The sequence below is a fragment of the Novosphingobium pentaromativorans US6-1 genome (assembly GCF_000767465.1).
Classification (GTDB): Bacteria; Pseudomonadota; Alphaproteobacteria; order Sphingomonadales; family Sphingomonadaceae; genus Novosphingobium; species Novosphingobium pentaromativorans.
Genome location: NZ_CP009291.1, coordinates 2,655,082 through 2,677,387 on the forward strand (window position 1 = coordinate 2,655,082; position 22,306 = coordinate 2,677,387).

The 22,306-nt window shown below is 64.5% G+C and carries 22 protein-coding genes and 1 tRNA gene; 16 read left to right on the top strand and 7 right to left on the bottom strand.

All coding sequences use genetic code 11. From position 1 onward, the window contains the following. Positions 1 to 126 precede the first annotated feature (126 nt). Positions 127 to 1,071, top strand: coding sequence for an ABC transporter ATP-binding protein (locus tag JI59_RS12430; RefSeq protein ID WP_007012377.1), 945 nt, complete (start codon positions 127 to 129; stop codon positions 1,069 to 1,071). 100 nt (positions 1,072 to 1,171) lie between these two features. Next, positions 1,172 to 2,770, top strand: a complete 1,599-nt coding sequence (gene nadB / locus JI59_RS12435; RefSeq protein ID WP_007012376.1) for an L-aspartate oxidase — start codon at positions 1,172 to 1,174, stop codon at positions 2,768 to 2,770. A 93-nt stretch (positions 2,771 to 2,863) separates the two neighbouring features. Here nadB and JI59_RS12440 read toward each other — a convergent pair whose 3' ends face one another. Beyond that, positions 2,864 to 3,109, bottom strand: a complete 246-nt coding sequence (locus JI59_RS12440) for a GlsB/YeaQ/YmgE family stress response membrane protein (protein ID WP_007012375.1) — start codon at positions 3,107 to 3,109, stop codon at positions 2,864 to 2,866. A gap of 605 nt (positions 3,110 to 3,714) precedes the next feature. Here JI59_RS12440 and JI59_RS12445 point away from each other — a divergent pair. Continuing rightward, a complete protein-coding gene (locus tag JI59_RS12445; protein ID WP_013831663.1) occupies positions 3,715 to 5,757 on the top strand; it encodes a ribonucleoside-diphosphate reductase subunit alpha in 2,043 nt (680 codons plus the stop codon). A gap of 143 nt (positions 5,758 to 5,900) precedes the next feature. Here JI59_RS12445 and JI59_RS12450 read toward each other — a convergent pair whose 3' ends face one another. Next, positions 5,901 to 6,383 carry a hypothetical protein gene (locus JI59_RS12450; RefSeq protein WP_238532492.1) on the bottom strand — a complete coding sequence of 161 codons (483 nt, stop codon included), beginning with the start codon at positions 6,381 to 6,383 and terminating at the stop codon, positions 5,901 to 5,903. Positions 6,384 to 6,799: 416 nt separating this feature from the next. Between JI59_RS12450 and JI59_RS12455 the strand changes: the two genes are divergently transcribed. After that, positions 6,800 to 7,192 (top strand): PepSY domain-containing protein, encoded by a 393-nt coding sequence (locus JI59_RS12455; RefSeq protein ID WP_007012371.1) that lies wholly within the window; start codon positions 6,800 to 6,802, stop codon positions 7,190 to 7,192. 3 nt (positions 7,193 to 7,195) lie between these two features. Here the strand turns inward: JI59_RS12455 and JI59_RS12460 are convergent, their stop codons facing one another. Continuing rightward, positions 7,196 to 7,456, bottom strand: coding sequence for a DUF2171 domain-containing protein (locus tag JI59_RS12460; RefSeq protein WP_007012370.1), 261 nt, complete (start codon positions 7,454 to 7,456; stop codon positions 7,196 to 7,198). Positions 7,457 to 7,862: 406 nt separating this feature from the next. Here JI59_RS12460 and JI59_RS12465 point away from each other — a divergent pair, with 406 nt between their 5' ends. Further along, complete coding sequence (locus JI59_RS12465) at positions 7,863 to 8,915, top strand: ribonucleotide-diphosphate reductase subunit beta (RefSeq protein WP_007012369.1); 1,053 nt, start codon at positions 7,863 to 7,865, stop codon at positions 8,913 to 8,915. A 494-nt stretch (positions 8,916 to 9,409) separates the two neighbouring features. On the opposite strand, the gene JI59_RS12470 is transcribed toward JI59_RS12465, so the two are convergent. After that, a complete protein-coding gene (locus JI59_RS12470; RefSeq protein WP_007012367.1) occupies positions 9,410 to 9,778 on the bottom strand; it encodes a DUF4870 family protein in 369 nt (122 codons plus the stop codon). 134 nt (positions 9,779 to 9,912) lie between these two features. Beyond that, positions 9,913 to 11,175, bottom strand: a complete 1,263-nt coding sequence (locus JI59_RS12475) for a NupC/NupG family nucleoside CNT transporter (RefSeq protein ID WP_007012366.1) — start codon at positions 11,173 to 11,175, stop codon at positions 9,913 to 9,915. A gap of 104 nt (positions 11,176 to 11,279) precedes the next feature. Between JI59_RS12475 and JI59_RS12480 the strand changes: the two genes are divergently transcribed. From JI59_RS12480 to JI59_RS12510, 7 genes are all read left to right on the top strand, one after another. Beyond that, on the top strand, positions 11,280 to 11,960 hold the full coding sequence (locus JI59_RS12480; RefSeq protein WP_007012365.1) for a queuosine precursor transporter: 681 nt from the start codon (positions 11,280 to 11,282) through the stop codon (positions 11,958 to 11,960). A gap of 10 nt (positions 11,961 to 11,970) precedes the next feature. Further along, the gene (gene argB / locus JI59_RS12485; RefSeq protein ID WP_007012364.1) at positions 11,971 to 12,870 is read left to right on the top strand and encodes an acetylglutamate kinase; all 900 of its coding nucleotides are present in this window, start codon (positions 11,971 to 11,973) and stop codon (positions 12,868 to 12,870) included. Positions 12,871 to 12,916: 46 nt separating this feature from the next. Beyond that, positions 12,917 to 13,471: a hypothetical protein gene (locus JI59_RS12490; protein ID WP_007012363.1), complete on the top strand. Its 555-nt coding sequence runs from the start codon at positions 12,917 to 12,919 to the stop codon at positions 13,469 to 13,471. Positions 13,472 to 13,576: 105 nt separating this feature from the next. Beyond that, complete coding sequence (locus tag JI59_RS12495) at positions 13,577 to 13,870, top strand: YggT family protein (RefSeq protein ID WP_007012361.1); 294 nt, start codon at positions 13,577 to 13,579, stop codon at positions 13,868 to 13,870. Then, on the top strand, positions 13,870 to 14,766 hold the full coding sequence (folD, locus tag JI59_RS12500; RefSeq protein WP_007012362.1) for a bifunctional methylenetetrahydrofolate dehydrogenase/methenyltetrahydrofolate cyclohydrolase FolD: 897 nt from the start codon (positions 13,870 to 13,872) through the stop codon (positions 14,764 to 14,766). The genes JI59_RS12495 and folD overlap by 1 nt, the downstream gene beginning before the upstream one ends. After that, entirely contained in the window at positions 14,763 to 15,485 is a 723-nt protein-coding gene (locus JI59_RS12505) for a hypothetical protein (protein WP_007012360.1), read from the top strand. The genes folD and JI59_RS12505 overlap by 4 nt, the downstream gene beginning before the upstream one ends. A 6-nt stretch (positions 15,486 to 15,491) precedes the next feature. Beyond that, a complete protein-coding gene (locus JI59_RS12510; RefSeq protein ID WP_007012359.1) occupies positions 15,492 to 16,127 on the top strand; it encodes a MarC family protein in 636 nt (211 codons plus the stop codon). 19 nt (positions 16,128 to 16,146) lie between these two features. Here JI59_RS12510 and JI59_RS12515 read toward each other — a convergent pair whose 3' ends face one another. After that, positions 16,147 to 16,758 (bottom strand): LON peptidase substrate-binding domain-containing protein, encoded by a 612-nt coding sequence (locus JI59_RS12515; protein WP_007012358.1) that lies wholly within the window; start codon positions 16,756 to 16,758, stop codon positions 16,147 to 16,149. Between the two features lie 6 nt (positions 16,759 to 16,764). Continuing rightward, positions 16,765 to 17,667, bottom strand: coding sequence for a thioredoxin (gene trxA, locus JI59_RS12520; protein ID WP_007012357.1), 903 nt, complete (start codon positions 17,665 to 17,667; stop codon positions 16,765 to 16,767). A 223-nt stretch (positions 17,668 to 17,890) separates the two neighbouring features. On the opposite strand from trxA, the gene JI59_RS12525 reads away from it, so the two are divergent. The 4 genes from JI59_RS12525 to JI59_RS12540 all read left to right on the top strand — a co-directional run bounded on the left by JI59_RS12525 (position 17,891) and on the right by JI59_RS12540 (position 22,305). Continuing rightward, positions 17,891 to 17,965: transfer RNA gene (locus JI59_RS12525), tRNA-Gly, on the top strand. A 92-nt stretch (positions 17,966 to 18,057) separates the two neighbouring features. Then, positions 18,058 to 18,495 (top strand): hypothetical protein, encoded by a 438-nt coding sequence (locus JI59_RS12530; RefSeq protein WP_239000558.1) that lies wholly within the window; start codon positions 18,058 to 18,060, stop codon positions 18,493 to 18,495. A gap of 115 nt (positions 18,496 to 18,610) precedes the next feature. Next, positions 18,611 to 20,908, top strand: coding sequence for a TonB-dependent receptor (locus JI59_RS12535; RefSeq protein WP_038577585.1), 2,298 nt, complete (start codon positions 18,611 to 18,613; stop codon positions 20,906 to 20,908). Further along, positions 20,905 to 22,305 carry a PepSY-associated TM helix domain-containing protein gene (locus tag JI59_RS12540; RefSeq protein ID WP_038576117.1) on the top strand — a complete coding sequence of 467 codons (1,401 nt, stop codon included), beginning with the start codon at positions 20,905 to 20,907 and terminating at the stop codon, positions 22,303 to 22,305. Before JI59_RS12535 ends, JI59_RS12540 begins: the two co-directional genes overlap by 4 nt. Position 22,306: the final 1 nt, after the last annotated feature.

Below are 22,306 nucleotides of genomic sequence, written 5' to 3' on the forward strand. Positions count from 1 at the left end.
GCGCGGAACGGCGCAGATTCGCAACCTCATGTGGGAAGGTCCCGCGCCGCCGCGGGACGCGCGCCTGCACGCTGCCTTGCCAGCCGGGGCTTTACCCGGAGGGCAACTTCCCCCAAATGCGCAGGAATGACCAGCACTGCAGCCCCCGCCATCTCCATTCGCGACCTCAAGAAGCGTTACGCCCCGGCTGGCGGCGACGAAGGCAAGCTCGCCCTGAAAGGCGTCTCTTTCGACGTTCCGGAAGGCGGGATCTTCGGCCTGCTCGGCCCGAACGGCGCGGGCAAGTCGACGCTCATCAACATCATGGCGGGGCTGGTCCGCAAGACTTCCGGCTCGATCGACATCTGGGGCTTCGACATCGACCGTGACCAGCGCAACGCCAAGCGGTCGATCGGCATCGTGCCGCAGGAGATCGTCTTCGACCCCTTCTTCACGCCTTACGAGGTGCTGGAGATCCAGGCGGGCCTCTACGGCATCGCCAATCACTTGCGCCGCAGCGAGGAACTGCTGCGTGCCGTCCACCTTGCCGACAAGCGCGATGCCTACGCGCGTACGCTGTCAGGCGGCATGAAGCGGCGCCTGCTGATCGCCAAGGCGCTTGTCCACCAGCCGCCGGTGCTTGTGCTCGACGAGCCGACCGCGGGCGTCGACGTGGAACTGCGCCGCCAGCTCTGGGAACTCGTCACCGAGATGAACCGCGAAGGCGTGACGATCGTGCTTACCACGCACTATCTCGAGGAAGCCGAGGAGCTGTGCGATCGCATTGCCATCATCAACCACGGCGAACTGATCGCCAACAAGCCGACCCGCGAACTGGTGGGCATGGCGCGCGAAAAGATCCTGGTCCTCACGCTGGACCGCGACCTGACCGAGCTGCCCAGCCACCCCGGCTTCGTGAAGTGCGAAGCGAGCGGCGAGCGAATGCTCGAGATTACGTACGACAAGGACCGCGCCAATGCCGGCGAGATTCTTTCGGCGGTGCAGGCGCAGGGCTTCTCGGTTGTCGACGTGACGACCCGCGAAGCCGATCTCGAGGACGTCTTCGTGAGCCTCACCAGCCAGGCGGCCTGACGGGCCGCGGAGTCAGGCGAGGCACTGCTGCAGTGCAGCAAACGAAAGTATGGCGTCGCAAGTTATTGCGCATGGGCGCGGCACTCGCCAATGAAGCGGGATGGAAACGTCAGATCGCAGCGATACCCAATTCGATGTCGTCGTCGTCGGCTCGGGCGCGGCGGGCCTTACCGCCGCGCTGGCGCTGGCCTCGAAACTCAAGGTTCTGGTTCTCGCCAAGGGCCAGTTGACCGGGGGGTCCACTGCCTGGGCGCAGGGCGGCATCGCGGCGGTACTGGATGCGGGCGATACCTTCGAAGAGCATATCCGCGACACGATGATCGCCGGGGCCGGGCTTAACCGGCTCGAGACGGTGGAATATGTCGTCGAACGCGCACCCAGCGCAATCGGGCGGCTGGTCGAGCTGGGCGTGCCGTTCAACATGGAAGGCGATGCGCTGCATCTGACGCGCGAGGGCGGGCATTCCCACCGCCGCATCGTCCACGTCAATGACGCCACCGGCTGGGCGGTGCAGCAGGCGCTGCTCAAGGCTGCCGAGGACAGCCCCAACATCACCCTGCTGCCGGGCCGTTCGTGCATCGACCTCATCACCGGGCGGCACGAGATGCGCTATTCCGGTTCCGGGCGCATCTGGGGGGTCTATGCGCTCAATGAGCAGACCGGGCATGTCGAGGCCTATACGGCACGCGCCACGGTGCTCGCCACTGGCGGGGCGGGGCGCGTCTATCGCTACAGCACCGCGCCGCGCGGTGCCACCGGGGACGGGATCGCCATGGCCTGGCGTGCCGGTGCGCGCGTCTCCAACATGGAGATGATGCAGTTCCACCCGACCTGCCTCTACAATCTGGAGGTCAAGAACTTCCTGATCACCGAGGCGGTACGCGGCGAAGGCGGGCACCTGAAGCACCCGGTCACCGGGCACCGCTTCATGCCCGATTATGACGATCGGGCCGAACTGGCGCCGCGCGACGTGGTCGCCCGCGCCATCGACGACCAGATCAAGCGCTATGGCCTGGATTACGTTCACCTCGACATCAGCCACCGTCCGCCCGAATTCGTGAAGGAGCACTTTCCGAACATCTACGAGAAGCTGATCTCGCTGGGCATCGACATGACGAAGGAGCCGATCCCGGTGGTGCCGGCGCAGCACTATACTTGCGGCGGCGTGCTGGTGGACCTCGACGGGCGGACCGACCTGCCCGGGCTCTATGCCGCGGGCGAGTGCACCGAAAGCGGGTTGCACGGCGCGAATCGCCTCGCGTCCAATTCGCTGCTCGAATGCTTCGTCTTCGGCGAGGCCGCGGCCGCGCACATTCTCGACCACTGGGACGCCTTCGATTCTCCGCCGCCGATCCGCGACTGGGACGAAAGCCGCGTCACCGATTCGGACGAGGAAGTCGTCATCAAGCAGAACTGGACCGAGATCCGCCGGTTCATGTGGAACTACGTCGGCATCGTGCGCACCACCAAGCGGCTGGAACGCGCGATGCACCGCATCCAGATGCTCAACGGCGAAGTGGAGGAATACTATCGACACTTCCGCGTCTCGACCGATCTCGTCGAACTGCGCAACCTGCTGCAGTCGGCGGAACTGATCGTGCAGTCGGCCCTGCGGCGTCACGAAAGCCGCGGCCTGCACTTCACGCTCGATTATCCCCGGACGCTTCCCGAGGCGCAGGACACCGTACTGGTGCCCTAGACGTTCGGATCCGGGTTCCGGTTCTTCATCGTGCAATCCCCGCCGTCTTCCCCGCCAGGGCGGGAAGCGGGGTGTGCTTCAGCCTGCAGCCGATCAGGCGCCGATTCCCAGCAATCGGCCCAGGAAGATCAGCACGATGGCACCGATGATCGAGGCGAGGCAGCCGGCGCGGCTGAAGTCGCGCTGTCCGCGGCTGGAGACCAGCCCGGCGACGAGAGAACCGCCGATGCCCAGCAGGATCGTCGCAATCCATCCCATGTCCACTGCACCGGGGTAGAAGAAGCGCGCCAGCACGCCGACGATGAGGCCGCTGATGATGGCGCCGATGATGTTGAGCATGATTCCGTTTTCCCTCCTGCCAGCCCGTTCTCGACTCAGGCTGCCTTATAACCGTTGAAAGACGCGACGGTTGCATCGAGGCCCGGCTTGCCCGTGCGAGCCTGCCCGGGCATCGTGAACCTTGCGCAGGGCTTGTGTGTGCACTCGGCTCGTCGCATTCCTGATTCACTTCGTCGTCAGATTACTGGGGAAAAATTTTTCCTAGAAGTCGAGACATTCGGACTTGCCAGAGACGTGGGTGAAGGACTTCCCACGCGTCGCGAGAGCGGCGGGGCTGTCCAGCCGTCCGATGCGAAGCCCGTCGGATCAGGGCCACCCCTCTTGCAGTGAAATCCAGAACAGGCACTATGGGTTGTGTCGCAGCGGCGACCGGGGCTCAATACCTAGAGGGATCGCAAGTGGGCGGATCAGGGCCCACCAGGGGGCGAGTCCCGGTGTGAAGGCCGACCGGAAGCCTCTAGGGCCAAGGCGGAACGGGTAATTCCGTTCTCTTTTTGTACCATATCTGGTAGGTGGGAATGCAGATCCCCGCCGACTCGTGACGGTACCGCCCGGCCGATGCGGAAAAGATGACGCTGCTTTCGGGCAGTTCGATGACAAGTGCGATGACACGGGGGCGAAAAGTGGATTTCAGGAACGAAAGCGACGCGGTCGTGGAAAGTGCTGACGTGGAACATGTCGGGGCGGTGGCTTCGGATACGGACTGTGCCGTAGGGGCGCAGGACGCGAGCAAACAGAACAAGGAGACGGGCAAGGGCCCGGCAGTCGCCATGGATAAATCCGACATCGCAACCGCAGATCTGGTCGACGCGGCGAAGGCGCCGCGCAAGAGCGATTCGAAGACCATCCATGACCGCCGCTTCAAGGTCGTCACGGATGACAGCCGCGATGCGCTCCTGACCGATTTCGGCAAGGAGACGCTGGACGACCGCTACCTGCTGCCGGGCGAGAAGTACCAGGACATCTTCGCGCGCGTCGCGGATGCCTATGCCGACGACCAGGAGCATGCGCAGCGGCTCTACGACTACATCTCGAAGCTGTGGTTCATGCCCGCTACCCCGGTCCTGTCGAACGGCGGCACCGGGCGCGGCCTGCCGATCTCGTGCTACCTGAACTCGGTGGACGACAGCCTCGAGGGCATCGTCGCGACCTGGAACGAGAACGTCTGGCTCGCTTCGCGCGGCGGCGGCATCGGTACCTACTGGGGTTCGGTGCGCGGCATCGGCGAACCGGTAGGCCTCAACGGCAAGACCAGCGGCATCATTCCCTTCGTGCGCGTGATGGACTCGCTGACCCTCGCGATCTCGCAAGGTTCGCTGCGCCGCGGCTCGGCAGCCTGCTACATCGACGTCTCGCACCCCGAGATCGAGGAGTTCCTCGAGATCCGCAAGCCGTCGGGCGATTTCAACCGCAAGGCGCTCAACCTGCACCACGGCGTGCTGCTCACCGACGAGTTCATGGAGGCCGTGCGCGATGGCCGTGAGTTCGAGCTCAAGAGCCCGCGCGACGGTTCGGTGCGCGGTTCGGTCAATGCCCGCTCGCTGTTCCAGAAGCTGGTCGAAACCCGCCTGGCCACCGGCGAGCCCTACATCGTCTTCTCCGACACCGTGAACCGCATGATGCCCAAGCATCACCGTGATCTCGGCCTCAAGGTCTCGACCTCGAACCTCTGCTCGGAAATCACCCTGCCCACGGGCCGCGACCACCTCGGCAACGACCGTACGGCGGTGTGCTGCCTGTCCTCGCTCAACCTGGAAACCTGGGACCAGTGGAAGGGCGAGAAGCGCTTCGTGGAAGACGTGCTGCGCTTCCTCGACAACGTGCTGCAGGACTACATCGACCGCGCGCCGGACGAGATGGCCCGTGCCAAGTACTCGGCCATGCGCGAACGCTCGGTCGGCATGGGCGTGATGGGCTTCCACTCGTTCCTGCAGCAGAAGGGCATCGCCTTCGAAAGCGCGATGGCCAAGGCGCTCAACCTGCAGATGTTCCAGTACATCAACCAGAAGGCCAACGAGGCCTCGATGATGCTCGCCAAGGAACGCGGTCCGTGCCCGGACGCGGCCGATCAGGGCGTGATGGAACGGTTCAGCTGCAAGATGGCGATCGCGCCGACCGCGTCGATCTCGATCATCTGCGGCGGCACCTCGGCCTGCATCGAGCCGATCCCGGCCAACATCTACACCCACAAGACGCTTTCGGGCTCCTTCGTGGTGAAGAACCCCTACCTGCAGAAGCTGCTGGCCTCGAAGTCGAAGGACTCCACCAACGTGTGGAACTCGATCCTCGAGCATGGCGGCTCGGTCCAGCAGCTCGACTTCCTCTCGCCCGAGGAAAAGGCGATCTACAAGACCAGCTTCGAGATCGACCAGCGCTGGCTGCTCGAATTCGCGGCCGACCGCACGCCCTATATCGACCAGGCCCAGTCGCTGAACCTGTTCATCCCGGCCGACGTCGACAAGTGGGACCTGATGATGCTGCACTTCCAGGCCTGGGAGAGGGGCATCAAGTCGCTTTACTACCTGCGCTCCAAGTCGGTGCAGCGCGCCGGTTTCGCCGGCGGTGTGGAAGCGGACAATACCAAGGTCGCACCCAAGTTCGAGATCGGCGAGACCACCGACTACGACGAGTGTCTCGCCTGCCAATAAGGGAATTGCCGGGGGGCGGCATTTGCTCAGCCCCGACACGGACTCCCAGCGGAAGCGGCTCCCGGTTTTCCGGGGGCCGTTTTCGTTTGAGCCCGGATGAAAGAGAGGCACACCGTTCGGGCAGGGCTTCTCGTCGACCGGGATTACTCCACGGTCATGCGGAACGGCAGTTCGATGTCGATCTTCACCCGGTAATTGGGTCCGTTGGTCCCGCTGCGGTCGGCCACCATCACGATCACCGCGCTGCACTTCACCATTGCGTGCGAAAGGTGCCAGCGCTTGAGCCATTCGCGAAATTGCGTGGTCAGGGTGCGCGGGCAGGAGCCGATCACGATATCGTCGATGGTGACGACGACATCGCCCCGGCTGTTCGCATGGTCCTCGTCGAGGTCGAGGGTCGCGATGCATTCGTGCTTGCGGCGCGGGCCGTCGCCATTGCCTGCAATCGTCTTGAGCTCGGGCTGATAGTGCGAGGTGCGCACGATTTCGTGGCGGAATTCACCCTTGCCGTGAAGGAAAAGGAAGCGCGTTTCGCCGCCGGGCACGGGAAGCAGGTCGGCATTGATCGGCGCCGCGCCAGGGCGCGTGGCCCTGTCGAGGATGACCGGCAAGATCAACCACTTCAAAAACTGTACGAATTTCTTCCAGATACCCACTTTTGCACGCGACGCCCGATTTTCATGGGATTTTGACAGGTTCTTTAGTGCGGTTTGACTGTAGCCGATAGCCCGGTTGGAGGGGCAGGAGCGGAGTTTTCCCCGCCGGCTTTCGTAGCTTGAATGTCGCAATACCGCAGAAATCCGCACCGTTCGCGGCGCTGCGGGAGCGAATTCTCCGCCCGCATCAGCCGGTTACGATCGGGCCCGGGAAGTATTCGTCTGCGTGAAAGGCGAAGGATAGCAGCTTTGCTGGAATGTGCCCTCGAAGTGTGCAGCTTTTACCATTTGCGACAATTTGCGGCTTGAGGTCGACGGGCCGAATGCGGATGGTCTCGCACGAGACAGTTCCTCTTCCGGCATCAGTTTCAGGACCAGATACGACAATGCGCAAGTGGCACCGATGGCTTTCCGTTTTCTTTGGCGTCTTCATGCTCTGGATCGCCGTGACAGGGGTCCTGAGCCAGGTTGCCGTGCTCTGGCCGAGCGGCGCGCCCGATGCTGCCGCTCAGGCCGCGGCCGCGCCGCCGCCCGGCTTCGAATGCCCCGAAGGCTGGCGGTGCATGCCTCCTCGCGGCGATGCAGGCGGCATCCGTTCGCTGACCGGGCTGTTCCATCACCTGCACTCGGGTGAAAGCTTCGGCCCGATCGGCACGCTGATTTCGGTGCTCTCCGGCCTGACCCTGATCTTCTTCTCGATTTCGGGCCTGTGGCTCTACGTGCAGATGTGGCAGAACCGGAAGAGCCGTTCGCTCAATCCGCGCTGGTTCTGGAAGTAAGGTTCAGGGGGTGCCGCCAAGCCCGAAGGTGGCATCCCCGCGCCCGGACAGGAGGACGCTCGTCTCGTCGACGCCGTCGACCTGGGTGATGACGATGAAGTCGTGCTCCTGATCGTCCGGCGTTCCATCGAGGAAGATCTCCTCTCCCTTCATGCCCGACACGATGCCGATGCACGAACCGTCGGGATTGAGTACCCGCATGCCCTTGCGGATCGTTCCCGCGACCGTCGTCCAGGCGGTTTCGTCCGATCTCTGCTCTGTCATGGGATTTCTCCTGTTGAGGGGGTGCGGAAATGCCGTCCCCCTATATCATGAATAATGCCCGGGGCGGCGCTCGGGTTCCTGCGCGCGGCGCCGGGCCGCGCGCGGGGCGAAGCCAAGGACCTAGCACGAGTCGCGTCGCATTCGAGCGGGTCGGCCGGGCTCTGGAATACTAGGTCTAGCGTCCCCATATTCATCGGGCCGCTAGATGTGCGGGGGACGAGGCTGTGCATATGTTCCAGGCACGTCTCCCACCGCGAAGCGATTTTTGGTTATCGTGGCGCCCTTCGCCCGGGTCATGTCACTGCGGGCGAAAGCGTTTTCGACCCGGAAAGTCCTGCCGAGCCGCCGATCCGGCCGGCCGAATCGACCGGGCCACTGATCAACCGATGCCCGGAGTGAGTCGCCCATGCCCCTTCTCGAAGCCCGCAAGACCTACAAGCCCTTCGAATATCCCTGGGCCTACGACTACTGGAAGCTCCAGCAGCAGGTCCATTGGCTGCCCGAGGAAGTGCCGCTGGGCGAAGATTGCCGCGACTGGGCGCAGAAGCTTTCCGAGCATGAGCGCAACCTGCTCACGCAGATCTTCCGCTTCTTCACCCAGGCCGACGTCGAGGTGCAGGACTGCTACCACGACAAGTACGCGCGGGTGTTCAAGCCGACCGAGATCAAGATGATGCTCACCGCCTTCTCCAACATGGAGACGGTGCACATCGCGGCCTACTCGCACTTGCTCGACACCATCGGCATGCCCGAGAGCGAGTACGGCATGTTCCTCGAATATGCCGAGCTCAAGGACAAGCACGACTATCTGCAGCGTTTCGGCGTCGATTCCGATGAGGACATCGCCCGCACGCTAGCCATGTTCGGCGGTTTCACGGAGGGCGTGCAGCTTTTCGCCAGCTTCGCGATGCTGATGAACTTCCCGCGCTTCAACAAGATGAAGGGCATGGGCCAGATCGTTTCATGGTCGGTGCGCGACGAATCGCTGCACTGCGAGGGCATCACCCGCCTGTTCCACGCCTTCACCAAGGAACGCGACTGCCTGACCAAGGCGGTGAAGGAAGACATCGCCGACCAGTGCCAGACGACCGTGCGGCTGGAAGACAACTTCATCGACCTGGCCTTCGAGCTGGGCCCGGTCCCCGGCATGACCGCCAAGGACATCAAGAAGTACATCCGCTTCATCGCGGACTGGCGTCTCGGCCAGCTTGGCCTCAAGCCGATCTACCTGATCGACGAGCACCCGCTGCCCTGGCTGCAGCCGCTGCTCAACGGCGTCGAGCATGCCAACTTCTTCGAGACCCGCGCCACCGAATATTCCAAGGGCGCGACCCGCGGCAACTGGAACGACGTCTGGACGAACTTCGACCAGCGCCGCAAGGCCAAGGCCAACGACGTCGACGAACTCGACGACGGCAGCGAGCCCGACATGTTCGGCGGCACGCAGGCAGCGGAGTAATCCGCCAGGCCACACGCCGCTGCGACATCGCGGCCTCTCCCGCACAAGCCGGAAAACGATAAGACCGCCCCTCCCGCGCGCGGGAGGGGGCCCGGGGTGGGCGCAGCTACCTCGACTGCCGTCTTGCTGCAGTGCAAAATCGCCACGCTGCCTGTGACATGAAAGACACGCGCGGCAATTACCGGGCTATCGGTGCCGTATTCTTGCAACCTTGGGATTGTACCCGGCGTTGAAACGTCGGAACAAGGGTGCAGCCGGGTTCGGCAGGACATGGCAAGCCTGTTCCTGCCACTCGTGCCGGAGGAAGCGTCAGCGAAAGCAGGCGCCAGAGCCGGCCAGGCGCCGCCCGGACAGCGCGAATCCCCGTCCGGGCGGCGCTGCCTCTTCCTGCGAAACGCTTGCCGCAGGATGGAGCAATGGAGCGTCCTGGCGGAGCATCATGACACTGCATCATGACTTGGCCACGACGCTCCTTTTTCTTCGGGCGATCCCGTTCAGGCCAGCCAGGTTGATGGATTGGGCATCGGTGCATGCTTCTGCGCGTTGAGCAGGCTCAATACGCTGCGCACGATCACCAGCACTGCGACGGCGGGCAGGATCAGGAAGCCGATCAGCACGATCATGAGCATGAAGCCCACGACAGAGCCGACCAGCCCGATCCAGAACGTGTTGATCAGGTACTGGTAATGCGAAACTTCCCAGTCCGCTTTCGGTTCGTTGCGCCAGACAAATGCAAGAACGATGCCGACGATCGCCGTTATCCCGGTCAGGAACGAGGCAAGATAAAGCAGGCTGATGATCGTCGGATTATTGAACTCGAAACCTGAATTGGCAGGCGTCGGGGTGGGCTTCATTTCATCCATGGTAATCCTCCATGATGACCGGCCCCGATGCTGCCTGTAATACTCTTGAGGCGCAAGACACTGATTTTGAGGCGGTCACGCACGCCGCGAAAGTGAAAGTGGGGGCGCAGGGCGGCCCGGTTTCCCGCCCTCTTTCAGCCCAGACCGAGGAACAGTCCGGCCAGCGCCGCGCTCATCAGGTTGGACAGGCTCCCTGCGGCCAGCGCGCGCAGGCCGAGGCGGGCGATCACCGGGCGCTGGTTGGGCGCCAGCCCGCCGGTCACCGCCATCTGGATCGCGATCGAGGAGAAATTGGCAAAGCCGCACAGCGCGAAGGTCACGACGGCGACAGTCCGCGGGGACAGACCTGCCGCGCCGCCAAGGTCGATGAAGGCGACGAACTCGTTGAGCACGATCTTCGTGCCGAACAGGCTGCCGGCCTGCATCGCCTCGTGCCAGTCGGGCGCGGCGAGCAAGTAGAAGATCGGCGCGAGCAGGTAGCCCAGCAGCGACTGGAAAGTGACGTCCTGGTAGCCGAACAGACCTGCAGCCCAGCCGACCACGCCATTGGCCAGCGCGATCAGGGCAACGAAGGCAAGTACCATCGCGCCGACCGCGACTGCCAGCTTCACGCCCGTCTGCGCGCCTTGCGATGCGGCCATGATGATATTGGCGGGGCGTTCCTCGTCATGCGGCACCTCGACCTGTGCGCCGCGGGCAGCGGCTTCCAGCGCCGCATCTTCCTGGGCCAGCGTCACCCTGCGCGGATCGGGCATGATCATCTTGGCCATGAAGATGCCGCCCGGTGCGGACATGAAGGCGGCAGCCACGAGGTAATCGATGCGGATGCCCATGCTGGCATAGGCGGCCAGGATCGTTCCGGCGACCCCGGCCAGGCCGACCGTCATCACGCAGAACAGCTGCGAGGGTGTCAGCCCGGCAATGTAGGGGCGAATCACCAGCGGGCTTTCGCTTTGGCCGACGAAGATGTTGGAGGCCGCGCACAGGCTTTCGACCTTGCTGATCCCGGTCACTTTCTCCAGCGCGCCGCCGATCCAGCGGATCACCAGCGGCATGATCCGCAGGTAGTAGAGGATCGAGATCAGCGAGGCGAAGAAGATGATGACCGGCAATGCCGAGATGGCGAAGCTGGTGCCGCCGATCTCCGGGCGGGCGAGGGGCCCGAACAGGAACTCCACCCCGGCATGGGCATAGCCGAGCAGGTTGCTCACGCCCCGCGACGCGCCGTTCAGCAGCGAGCGGCCGAAGGGCACGTAGAGCACGAGAGCGGCAAAGCCGGCCTGCAGCGCAAAGGCGGCGCCGACCACGCGGGGGCGGATGGCCTTGCGATCTGTGGAGAGGAGGAATGCGACAGCCGCGATGAGAGCAATGCCGATCAGGCTATAGGCAACGTGCATTCGGCGCATTTCTCCGCAGGAGGCCAAAAAACCCGGCAAACCTAATGCCCTGCGCAAAAGGCGGCTAGTGCAATTGCGAAGCCGAACGGTTAGATCGTCCGACCATGATCACGCCCCCCTTGCCGCAATCGCGCAATTGCCCGCCAGGCCTGATGCTCTTCTCGCTGATTTATGGCGGCATGGTGACACTGGGCGGCGTCTTGGGCGCCAAGCAGGTGTCTATCGGGCCGCTTGCGGTGGAGGCGGGTATCTTCCCATTCCTGACCCTGGTGGCGACGTCCAGCGGTATTGCCGAACTCTACGGCAAGGATACCGCGAACCGGCTGGCGCGCTTCGGGCTGGTACCGCTTGTCATGGCGATCGCGCTGACTTTCTTCGTGCTGCAACTGCCTACCGATCCGGGCATGTATGAGCCGGCCAAGGCCGCCTTTCCGGTAATCCTGGGCCAGTCGGGGCGGATGATGGCGGCAGGGATCTGCGCCTATGCCGTCTCGCTCACGCTCAATATCTGGATCTTCTCGAAGCTGCGGGCCGCGACCGGGCGCTTCGCCGGCTTGCGCGGCTTCATCGCGGCGGCGCTCTCGCAGATCGTCGACACGATGATCTTCATCACCATCTCGTTCTACGGCGTGCGCGAGATCTTCGGGATCTTGGTCGGGCAGGCGCTTGCCAAGGTCGTGCTCTCGGCCGTCGTGGTCCCGATCGTGATCTGGATCGTCGTGAAACTCGGCCATTTTCTGGACGGAAACGCCGAAAATGCTTCAAATCGCGCGCAGGAGCGTTAAAGCGCACCCCATGCCGAATCCACACGATCCCTCGCTCCTTGCCAAGGCCGAAACGCTCGTCGACGCGCTGCCTTACCTGCAGCGTTACGCAGGTCGCACCTTCGTCGTGAAGTACGGCGGCCATGCCATGGGCGATCCCGAACTGGCGCACGATTTCGCCGAAGATGTCGTCCTGCTCAAGGCAGTGGGCATCAACCCCGTGGTCGTCCACGGCGGCGGCCCGCAGATCGGCGCCATGCTCAAGAAGGTCGGGGTGGAAAGCCAGTTCGTCGACGGGCTGCGCGTCACCGACAAGGCGACTGCCGAAGTGGCCGAGATGGTCCTTTCAGGGGCGATCAACAAGGAGATCGTCGGCTGGATCGCCAAGGCCGGCGGGCGCGCGATGGGCCTGTCGGGCAAGGACGGCGGCCTCGTCACCGCCCGCAAGGTGCAGCGCACCAGCAAGGATCCGGACAGCAATATCGAGCGCGTGGTCGATCTCGGCTTCGTCGGCGAACCCGACAGGATCGATACCAGCGTGATCGAATCGATTTCGGCGGCGGGCATGATCCCGGTCATCGCACCGATCGCGCCGGGCCCCAATGGCGAGACTTACAACGTCAACGCCGATACGATGGCCGGCTCCATCGCGGCGGCACTGGGCGCAGCGCGCCTGTTCCTGCTCACCGACGTGCACGGCGTGCTCGACAAGCAGGGCGAGCTGCTGACCGACTTGCGCCCGGCCGATATTGACCGCCTGCAGAAGGACGGAACCATCTCGGGAGGGATGATCCCGAAGCTGGAAACCTGCGTCCATGCCGTGGAAGCTGGGTGTGAAGCCGCCGTTGTCCTTGACGGACGGGTATCGCATGCCATGTTATTGGAAATTTTCACGCAGGAAGGTGCCGGCACGCTCATCCGCGCAGGCTAGGATTTTTCCGAAGGGGACCAAGGGTCTGAAAGGCATCTCTAAAACCATGCATCTCAAAGCCGCTTTTGCCACCGCGCTCACGGCGAGCGTGCTGCTGCTCTCCGCCTGCGACAAGGAGCCGCCGATGGCCGAGCCTTCCGCCAGCATCAGCGGCGAGGCAAGCGAAGGTGCCATGGTTCAGGAAGTGCCTTCCGCCGATGCCTCCGGGGCGGCATCCGCCGGCCTGGCCGCCGGTCTGGACATGGCCGCGCTCAAGGAGCGCCGCGATCCCGAACGCCTGCTGCGTTTCTACACCAATGCCATCCGCATCGGCGACTGGGGCGATGCCGCCAGGGCCTGGAGCCTCGACGCGCAGATGACGCCCGAGAAGCTCGAGAAGGAATTCGGCGGCAATGCCGGGCCGAAGGTGGCGGTGGGCAAGGGCGATACCTCGGGCGCTGCCGGATCGCTCTATTACGAGGCTCCGATGGTGGTCGACTTCGCCGATGGACGTCCCTCGCGCCGCGGCACGATTGTCCTGCGCCGCGTCAACGATGTGCCGGGAGCCAGCGAAGAACAGCTCAACTGGCGGATCGAGCGCACCTCCACCCTGCCGCAATAGTCTTTCGTCGGCGGGCATGGGTCCGCTGCAGACTGTGGCCTTGCTCCCCACGCGCCTGCTCGGCTATCAGCCGCAGCGCCAGTTCCAGAAGAAAGGGAGCAGGACTTGCTCTTCTACACCCTCTACCAGATCATCGATTACCTCGTGAACATCATCGTGTTCGTGGTGATCGTGCAGTTCGTGCTGGGCCTGCTGATCGCCTTCAACGTGGTCAACATGCACAACCAGTTCGTGGCGTCGGTCTATCAGGCCCTCAATGCCCTGCTCGAACCGCTGCTGCGGCCGATCAGGCGCCTGATGCCCAGCACCGGGACGATCGATTTCTCGCCCATGATCCTGATCATCGGGCTTACCATCCTCCAGATCATCCTGGGCAATCTCGCAAGGGCCTACGGCTGATGAGCGAAGCAGCGATTATCGACGGCAAGGCATTCGCCGAAGGCCTGCGCGGCCGCGTCGCTACTTTCGCGTCGCAGTTCGAGGCGAAGGCCGGGCGCAAGGCGGGCCTGGCAGTGGTTCTTGTGGGTGAGGACCCGGCAAGCCAGGTCTATGTGCGCAACAAGGGCAAGCAGACGGTTGCCTGCGGCATGAACAGCTTCGAGCACAAGCTTGATGCCGACACGAGCGAGGCAGACCTGCTGGCGCTCGTCGAAAAGCTCAATGCCGACCCGGCGGTGGACGGGATTCTCGTCCAGCTGCCGCTGCCTGCGCACATGAACGAGCAGAAGGTCATCGCCACGATCAATCCGGACAAGGACGTCGACGGTTTCCACGTCGTCAATGTCGGCCGTCTGGCGACCGGGCTGCCCGGTTTCGTGCCCTGCACGCCGCTGGGCTGCGTGATGCTGCTGAAGGACCGGCTCGGCTCGCTTTCGGGCCTCGATGCCGTGGTCATCGGTCGCTCCAACATCGTCGGCAAGCCGATGGCGCAGTTGCTCACGGCGGAAAGCTGCACGGTGACGATTGCGCACAGCCGCACCAAAGACCTTCCCGAGGTCGTGCGCCGCGCCGACATCGTCGTGGCTGCCGTGGGTCGTCCGGAAATGGTCAAGGGTGACTGGATCAAGCCCGGTGCCACCGTGATCGACGTAGGTATCAACCGCGTTCCCGCGGCAGAGGAAGGCAAGACGAAGCTCGTCGGCGACGTCGACTTCGCTTCGGTCTCGCAAGTAGCCGGGGCGATCACCCCGGTACCCGGCGGCGTGGGGCCGATGACGATTGCCGTGCTCCTGCGCAATACCCTGGTGGCCGCGCATCGCAACGCCGGGATCGCGCTGGACGAGAACGCGATTTGAAGCCTGCCGCGCTCGGTCTTGCGCTGCTGGCGCTGGCCGGGGTGCTTGCATCCCCGGCACTGGCCGAGCGGCATCGTCGGCCCGGCCCCGGCACTGCCAATCCGAGCGCGCTGGTCGCCACCGAGATCGCCTTCAATCGCCTTGCGCGGGAAAAGGGGCAGTGGACCGCGTTTCGCAAGACTTCCGACGAGTCCGCGATCATGTTCGTGCCGCAGCCGGTTCTTGCAAGGTCGTGGCTCGGCGGGCGATCCGATCCCGCGCAGCCTTTGCAGTGGGAGCCTTACGAGGTCTGGATGAGCTGCGACGGTTCGCTGGGCGTCACTCGCGGCGCCTATCAGGCGCCCGGCGGCGCGGCGGGTTACTTCACGACGATCTGGCGGCAGGACAAGAAGGGCGAATACCGCTGGGTGCTCGACCAGGGCGCGCCGCTGGCCAAGCCGCTCGACAAGCCCTTAATGCTATCCGCCTCCGTAGCCGACTGCCCGTCGCGCGGCGAGTGGCCGGGCGCCTATCGCGGCAAGGCCGAGGATGAGCGCCGCGACCGCGAGCCGATCAAGGTTGCGGGCATGGACGGCAGCGGCACGTCGGACGACGGCACGCTGACCTGGGCCTACCACGTCGAACCCGACTTTGCCCGAACCCTTACCGTGTCATTGCGAAAGGATGGCGAGATGAAGCCCGTGCTTTCCCTGAAAGTCAGTGCCGAGGACGCCAGGTAGAATTCCATGCTTGAGCTGTTTCTTTCGGCTTTCGTATCGCTGTTCGTTGTCATCGACCCGCCCGGATGCGCGCCGATCTATGCCGGACTTTCGGCCGATGCCACGCGGCGGCAGGCCATTGCGATGGCTGCCCGTGCCTGCGTCATCGCCGCGATCATTCTCGTCATATTCGCGCTGTTCGGCGAAAAGCTGCTTGGCGCGCTGCACATCGAGCTCAATGCCTTTCGCATCGCTGGCGGCATCATGCTGTTCATGATCGCCACCGAAATGGTGTTCGAAAAGCGTACGCAGCGCCGCGAGGAGCGGGCCGAGAAAATCATGGCGACGCCGGAAGTGGAGGACGTGTCGGTCTTCCCGATGGCCATGCCGATGCTCGCCGGGCCGGGTTCTATCGCCACGATCATGCTGCTGACCGCGCGCGCCCAAGGCATCGAGCAGACCTTTGCCGTGCTGGGCGCGATGCTGCTCGTCCTTTTGCTCAGCTTTGCCGCGCTTGCTGCCGCCGGGCCCTTGATGCGGGTGCTGGGGGACAAGGTGGAGGCGGTGATTACCCGCCTGCTGGGTGTCCTGCTGGCCGCGCTGGCGGCGCAATACGTGATCGACGGCGTCACCGCCGTGCTGCGCTTCCCGGCGGCGGCCTGAGCCGCCGCGGCGCGCGCTTCTACTGCAGGGTCACGCCTTCTTCGTCGCCTTCGCCGTGGCGGCCGAAGAACTGCATGAGCTGCACGAGCAGCTCGCATCGCGCGCCCAGCCCGTTGGCTTCAAGCAGGGCCTGCTTGGCGGCGGGGTCGAACGGGGCGATCTGTGAAACGCCGTTGATCAGCGAGACGTCGTCCAGCCGGGCGACCTGATCCCAGTCTACCGCATAGCCCTGCATGTCGGCAAAGCGGCGCGCTTCCCGTTCGAAGCTGGCGCGCTCGACCGGGGCGAGGGCTTCGTCCTCGCTGTCCTCGATCAGTTCGGCCTCGACTTGCCGGAACGGGGTGGTGACATCGAGTTCCTTGACGATGCGGAAACGCGATTCGCCTTCGAGAATGATGTTGAAGCGCCCGTCCTCGAGCGCTTCAACGTCGCCGATGCGGCCCAGACAGCCGATCGAGAAGAGCGGGGCGCCTTCCTCTGGCCGCTGAGGCTGGATCATGCCGATCAGCCGGTCGCGCGCGAGCGCATCACTAATCATCGCCCGGTAGCGCGGTTCGAAGATGTGCAGCGGCAGCTGCAGTCCCGGATAGAGAACCACCCCGGGCAGGGGAAAGATGGTGATGCGCGTCACGGAGGGTCAGCCGAACAGGATCGTCGAGAGCTTGCGCCGGGTTGCCGAGACCCAGGGATCTTCCAGACCGACGGCTTCGAAGATCTGGAGCAGCTTGGCGCGCGCGGCGCCATCGTTCCATTCGCGGTCGGCCTGGATCATCGCCAGGAGCGTTTCGCCAGCGGTATCGCGCTCACCGGCGGCAAAGGCAGCATTGGCGAAGGCAAGCTGCGCGTCCATGTCGTCGGGGCGCTCGGCCGCGGCGGCGCGAAGGGCGGCCAATTCGCTGTCGTCGGGCTTGTCCTTGGCCAGCTGCAGGGCAGCGCGCGCGCGCTCCACATGCGCATCCTGCGCCAGTTCCGGGGTCAGGCTACCGAGCACCTGCTCGGCTTCCTCGAGGCGTCCTGAAGCGATGAAGCTGCGAATCAGGCCGGAGAGCGCTTCGGCATTGTCGGGGGCCATTTCGACGATCTGCATGAAGATGCTGGCGGCGCGTTCGGCGTCATCCCCTGCCAGCGCTTCTTCGCCCATGGCGAGAAGCGGTGCCAGATCGGCCTCGGGCTCACCGCCGCCCGGTTCGACCGGAAGCTTTTCCAGCAGCTGGTCGAGCGTGGACTTGAGCTGCGATTCGGTGCGTGCGCCGGTCAGGTCGGCAACCGGCTGGCCGCGGAAGATCGCATAGACGGTCGGGATCGAGCGGACCTGGAACTGCGAGGCAATGAACTGTTCCTCGTCGACGTTCACTTTCGCGAGCAACACGCCCTTGTCGGCATATTCGGCGGCAACCTTTTCGAGCACGGGCGTGAGCGCCTTGCACGGCCCGCACCATTCGGCCCAGAAATCGAGGATCACCAACTGCGTCATCGAGGGTTCGACAACGGACTGGCGAAAACGGTCCACTGCCTTCTGTTCGTCGAGGTTGAGACCCATGCTGGCCAAAGTGTTTGCTCCTAAACTGTGCTGCGGTTGCATAGATCGGGACTTTGCGAGCGTTTGTGAAGGGTCATTGCGTCGGAAATGCCGGTTTTGCGTTGCTTCGTCATGGAGGATGAAAAAATTTTCGATTTCCCTCTTGCCACCCCAAAAAGGCACTGCTAGTGGCGCGCCTCCACCCCGGGCCTACCGGCAAACACGGCAGGCCTCGAACGTCAGAGCGGGCGTAGCTCAGGGGTAGAGCACAACCTTGCCAAGGTTGGGGTCGAGGGTTCGAATCCCTTCGCCCGCTCCAGTTCCTCTCCTTAAAATCAATGACTTGCAGGGCTAGCGCGGACCTTTTCGCGTTCGGCGCGGGTTAGCTTTCGCCGGGTTGCAATTGCGCTGATGACTTCCGGCGCGATTGTTATTAGAGGCGCGCTCGTGGGCAATTTCAGGCACTTCATCCGGCATCGGCCGGGGATCGCGGCGCTGCTGCTGGCGGCGGCGCTTTGCCTGAAGATTTTCGTGCCGGTGGGCTATATGCCCGCACCTGCCGGAAGCGACCTCGTCGTCGCGCTGTGTTCGGGTAGCGCGCCTGCCGGAACGACCGTGCAGATCCACATTCCGGGCAAGGGCCCGCAGGACGACGCGCCGAAGTCTGTCGACCACCCTTGCGCGTTCGCCCCGCTGGGGGCCGCGGCACTGGGATCGGCGCCGCCGATGCTGGCGCTGGCCGCGCTGTTCTTCGTCTTCGTCGCCGCGATCCTGCGCCGTCCGCTCGACCTGCGCCCGATCGATGCGCAGATCCGTCCGCCCAGCCAGGGGCCACCTTCCTTCGCCTGATCCATGATTCGCGCCGCGCCGGTTCCCTGCGAACGGCTGCGGTACCGACAAGACTTCTGCACGCCATGCGCGCCCGAGATGCGCCTCTATGCGTGCCATTCAGGTGATACCTTCCATGACAAAGACCATGCTCGCGCTCGGCGCGGCGCCGCTTGCCCTGCTTCCCCTTGCCGCCCACGCCGATGAAGCGGCGGCAGACGCGAATACCATTCTCGTTGTCGGCCAGCACGAATCCGCAATCTCCATCGAACCGCGCGGCCTTTCGGTCAGCCTTGGCGAGGAGCAGTTCGCGGGCATCAATGCCCAGAACGTCGAGGACCTGATGAAATACGCGCCCGACTTCTTCGTGCGCAAACGCTATGCCGGGGATTCCAACGGCGTGCCGGGCTTCCGGGGCACCCATTCGACCCAGAGCGCACGAACGCTGGTGATGGTCGATGGCTTCACGGTCTCCAACTTCCTTGGCAATTCCTTCGGCTTTGCGCCCAAGTGGGGGATCGTCGGCCCTGGCGAGGTGGCGCAGTTCGACATCGTCTATGGCCCTTACTCGGCGCGCTATGCGGGCAATTCGATGGGCGGCCTCGTCAATATCACGACCCGCTCCCCGCAGAAGACGGAAGCCTTCGCCACGGTGCAGGGACTGGCCCAGCACTACGACCAGTTCGGCACCCGCGACACATATCGGGGCTATTCCGCAGAGGCCGGTTTCGGCTTTCGGCAGGAGGACGGACCATGGTCGCTGCGCGTGTCCGGCCGCCATTTCCGCAACGACGGCCATCCGCAGATGTTCTACGGCCTTGCGGAATCGGAGAGCACCATGCCTGCCACCGCGGTGACCGGCGCCGTCATCGATCCACGGCAGGGGCAGGCTTATGCGCCAGGTTCGCCTGCCAAGCCCATCTTTGCCGCGCAGAGCCCGGCAGCGATCACCCAGGACCAGGCGAAGCTGCGCCTCGGTTACGATGGCGCTTCGGGCGTGACCGGCGAATTCCTGCTGGCCTACTGGCACAACCTCGATAGCCAGACTGCGCCCGACTGCTACTTGCGCGATGCTGCAGGCAATGTGGTCTGCGAAGGTCTCGTTTCGCTTGGCGGGAAAACCTACGATGCCAGCGGAGCCAGGTGGTCGCGCTCCATACGCGATGAACTGCTGGCTGGTCTCAAGCTTGCAGCGCCGCTTTCGGACCGGGTGACGGTGCAGGCGAATGTCTCCAGCTATCAGATCCTGCGTTCGGACGGCTTTACCTCCGGCAGCTATGCGGCTGGAGAGGTCAATGGCCCGGGCACGCTCGCCCGTCAGGGGCCGACTTACTGGTGGACTGGCGATCTTTCCTTCAATGCCCGCCTTGCCGGGTTCGAGCTGGCTGCCGGAAGCAGCGCCAATCTCTACCGGACCGATGCCACCAACTATGCGCTGGACAGTTGGCGCCGTGACGGGGGCAAGGATTTCTCGAGCCGGACCTTCGGAAAGACGCGCGTGCTGGCAGGCTGGGCCGAACTGCGCGTTCCGCTCGAGGCGGTGACGCTGACGCTGGGCGCCCGCTACGAGGACTGGCGCGCCTTCGATGGCGGATTGACCCGGCTGGGCAGCGACGCATTGGCGGGCCAGCAGGTGACGGGGCGCTACGATAGCCGCCACGCCGACGGCTTCCAGCCCAAGGCCGCGTTCGAATGGGCAATCGATGCCCGAACGACGCTGCAGTTGAGCCTGGCCAGGGCCACGCGTTTTCCCACTGTCGGGGAACTGTTCCAGGGCAGCCTCAATGGCGATGGCAGCTTCAACGAGGACAGCTTCGATCCCGGCCTGAAGCCGGAGCGGTCGAGCGATGCGAATCTGGTTCTGGCGCACGATTTCGGTCCGGTGAAATTGACCGGTTCGGCTTTCTGGCAGCGGGTGGAGGACACCATCTTCTCCTTCACCGGGTTCAACCAGAACGGCGTCACCACCTCCAGCTACAAGAACATCGACGTGACGCGCCAATACGGCTTCGAGGCGATCGCGGAAGCGCGCGACGTGATCGTGCCGGGGCTCGACATCGATGCCAACGCGGCGTTTATCGATTCGATTACGGTGCGCAACGATGCCGCCCCGGCGGCGGAGGGCGTGCAGTTTCCGCGCATCCCGCGCTGGCGGATCAATGCGAACCTGCGGTACCGGGTGACAGGGCCGGTGATGGTGTCGGTCGGCATGCGCTATGCCAGCAGGCCCAACACCGATCTGCTGGGTGAGCAACGCGGCGATACCTACGGCTATACGTCCGAGCTTTTCGCGCTGGATGCCAGAATTAACTGGAACGTGACCGAACGGCTCCGGGTCAGTGCGGGCGTGGACAACATCACCAATGACCGCGCCTGGGTTTACCACCCCTATCCGCAGCGCAGCTTCCTGATCGAGGCGGGTTGGACGCTATGAGCGGGCCACAGCAAAGGCGCAGCGAGCGCTGGTATCGCGCCGTGTGGCGCTGGCATTTCTATGCCGGTCTGTTCTGCGTACCCTTCGTCGTCTGGCTTTCGGTGACCGGCGGCATCTACCTGTTCAAGCCGCAGATCGAGGCCGCGCTCTATGCGCCCTACCGCGATGTCGTGCACGTCGACGCGCCCCAGCTTACCGCTGGGGCGTTAGCCGCAAAGGCGGTTGCGGCGGTGCCGGGTTCGGTCTTGCACAAGTACGTGTTGCCCGAGGCCGCAGGCGATGCGGTGCAAGTCCTTGTCGGCAAGGGCGCTCGGGAAACGCGGGTCTGGGTCCATCCGCAGACCGGAGAGGTGCTCTACAAGGTGGCGGAGCAGGACCGGCTGATGCGGGTGGTCTTCCGCCTCCACGGCGAACTGCTGGCCGGGGACCGCGGCTCTGCGCTGGTCGAGACGGCGGCCTGCTGGACCGTGATCATGCTCCTGACCGGACTGTTCCTGTGGTGGCCGCGGCAGACCGGGGGGAGGCTCGCCGGGGTGCTTTTGCCTCGGCTGCGCAAGGGCAGCAGCGTGTTCTGGCGTGACCTTCATGCCGTGACCGGCTTGTGGATCTCGCTGGGCGCTGTGTTCCTGATCGCCTCGGGCCTGCCCTGGGCCAATGCCTGGGGAGATTACTTGCGCCAGGTCCGGTCGGTGACCGGAACGGCGGCAGGCAGACAGGACTGGTCGGCGGGATCGGTGGCCGACGCGCGCGAGCGCGCAGGCGCCGATGCCGCCATGCGCGCGACGATGTCCGAACATGCGGGGCATCATGGCATGGCGATGGGCGGGGCCGTCACAGCGGCTCCGGCTGCGCTGGACGCCGTCGTCGGGCGAGCGGTAACGCTGGGCTTCGCTGCGCCTGTCGAGGTCAGTCCGCCCACTGCGCCCGGTGCGGCCTGGATGGTGCGCAGCCAGGCAGCGGACCGCCCGCAGCGCGAGAGTGCCCAGATCGCAGGCAATGGCGCCCTGATCGGCATAGAGCGCTTTTCCGACCGGCACTGGATCGATCGGACCGTCGGCTATGGCGTGGCGATCCACGAAGGAGCCTTCTGGGGGCTGGCCAACCAGTTACTGAACCTGGCCGTGCTGCTGGGGCTGGTGACCCTGTCTGTTTCCAGCGTGGTGCTTTGGTGGCGCCGTCGGCCTGCCGATATGCTGGGTGCGCCTTCATGGCTGGCGCCGGTCCGGCACAGCTGGGCGCTGGTCGGCCTGGTCCTGCTGCTGGCGCTGGCGATGCCGCTGTTCGGCGCCTCATTGGCCCTGGCTGTCGCGGCGGAATGGACGCTCAAGCGCCTGACGCCCTCGCTGGCGCGATGGATGGGCTGGCGAACCGGGGTGAGTGCTCAGGCGGGACGCTGAG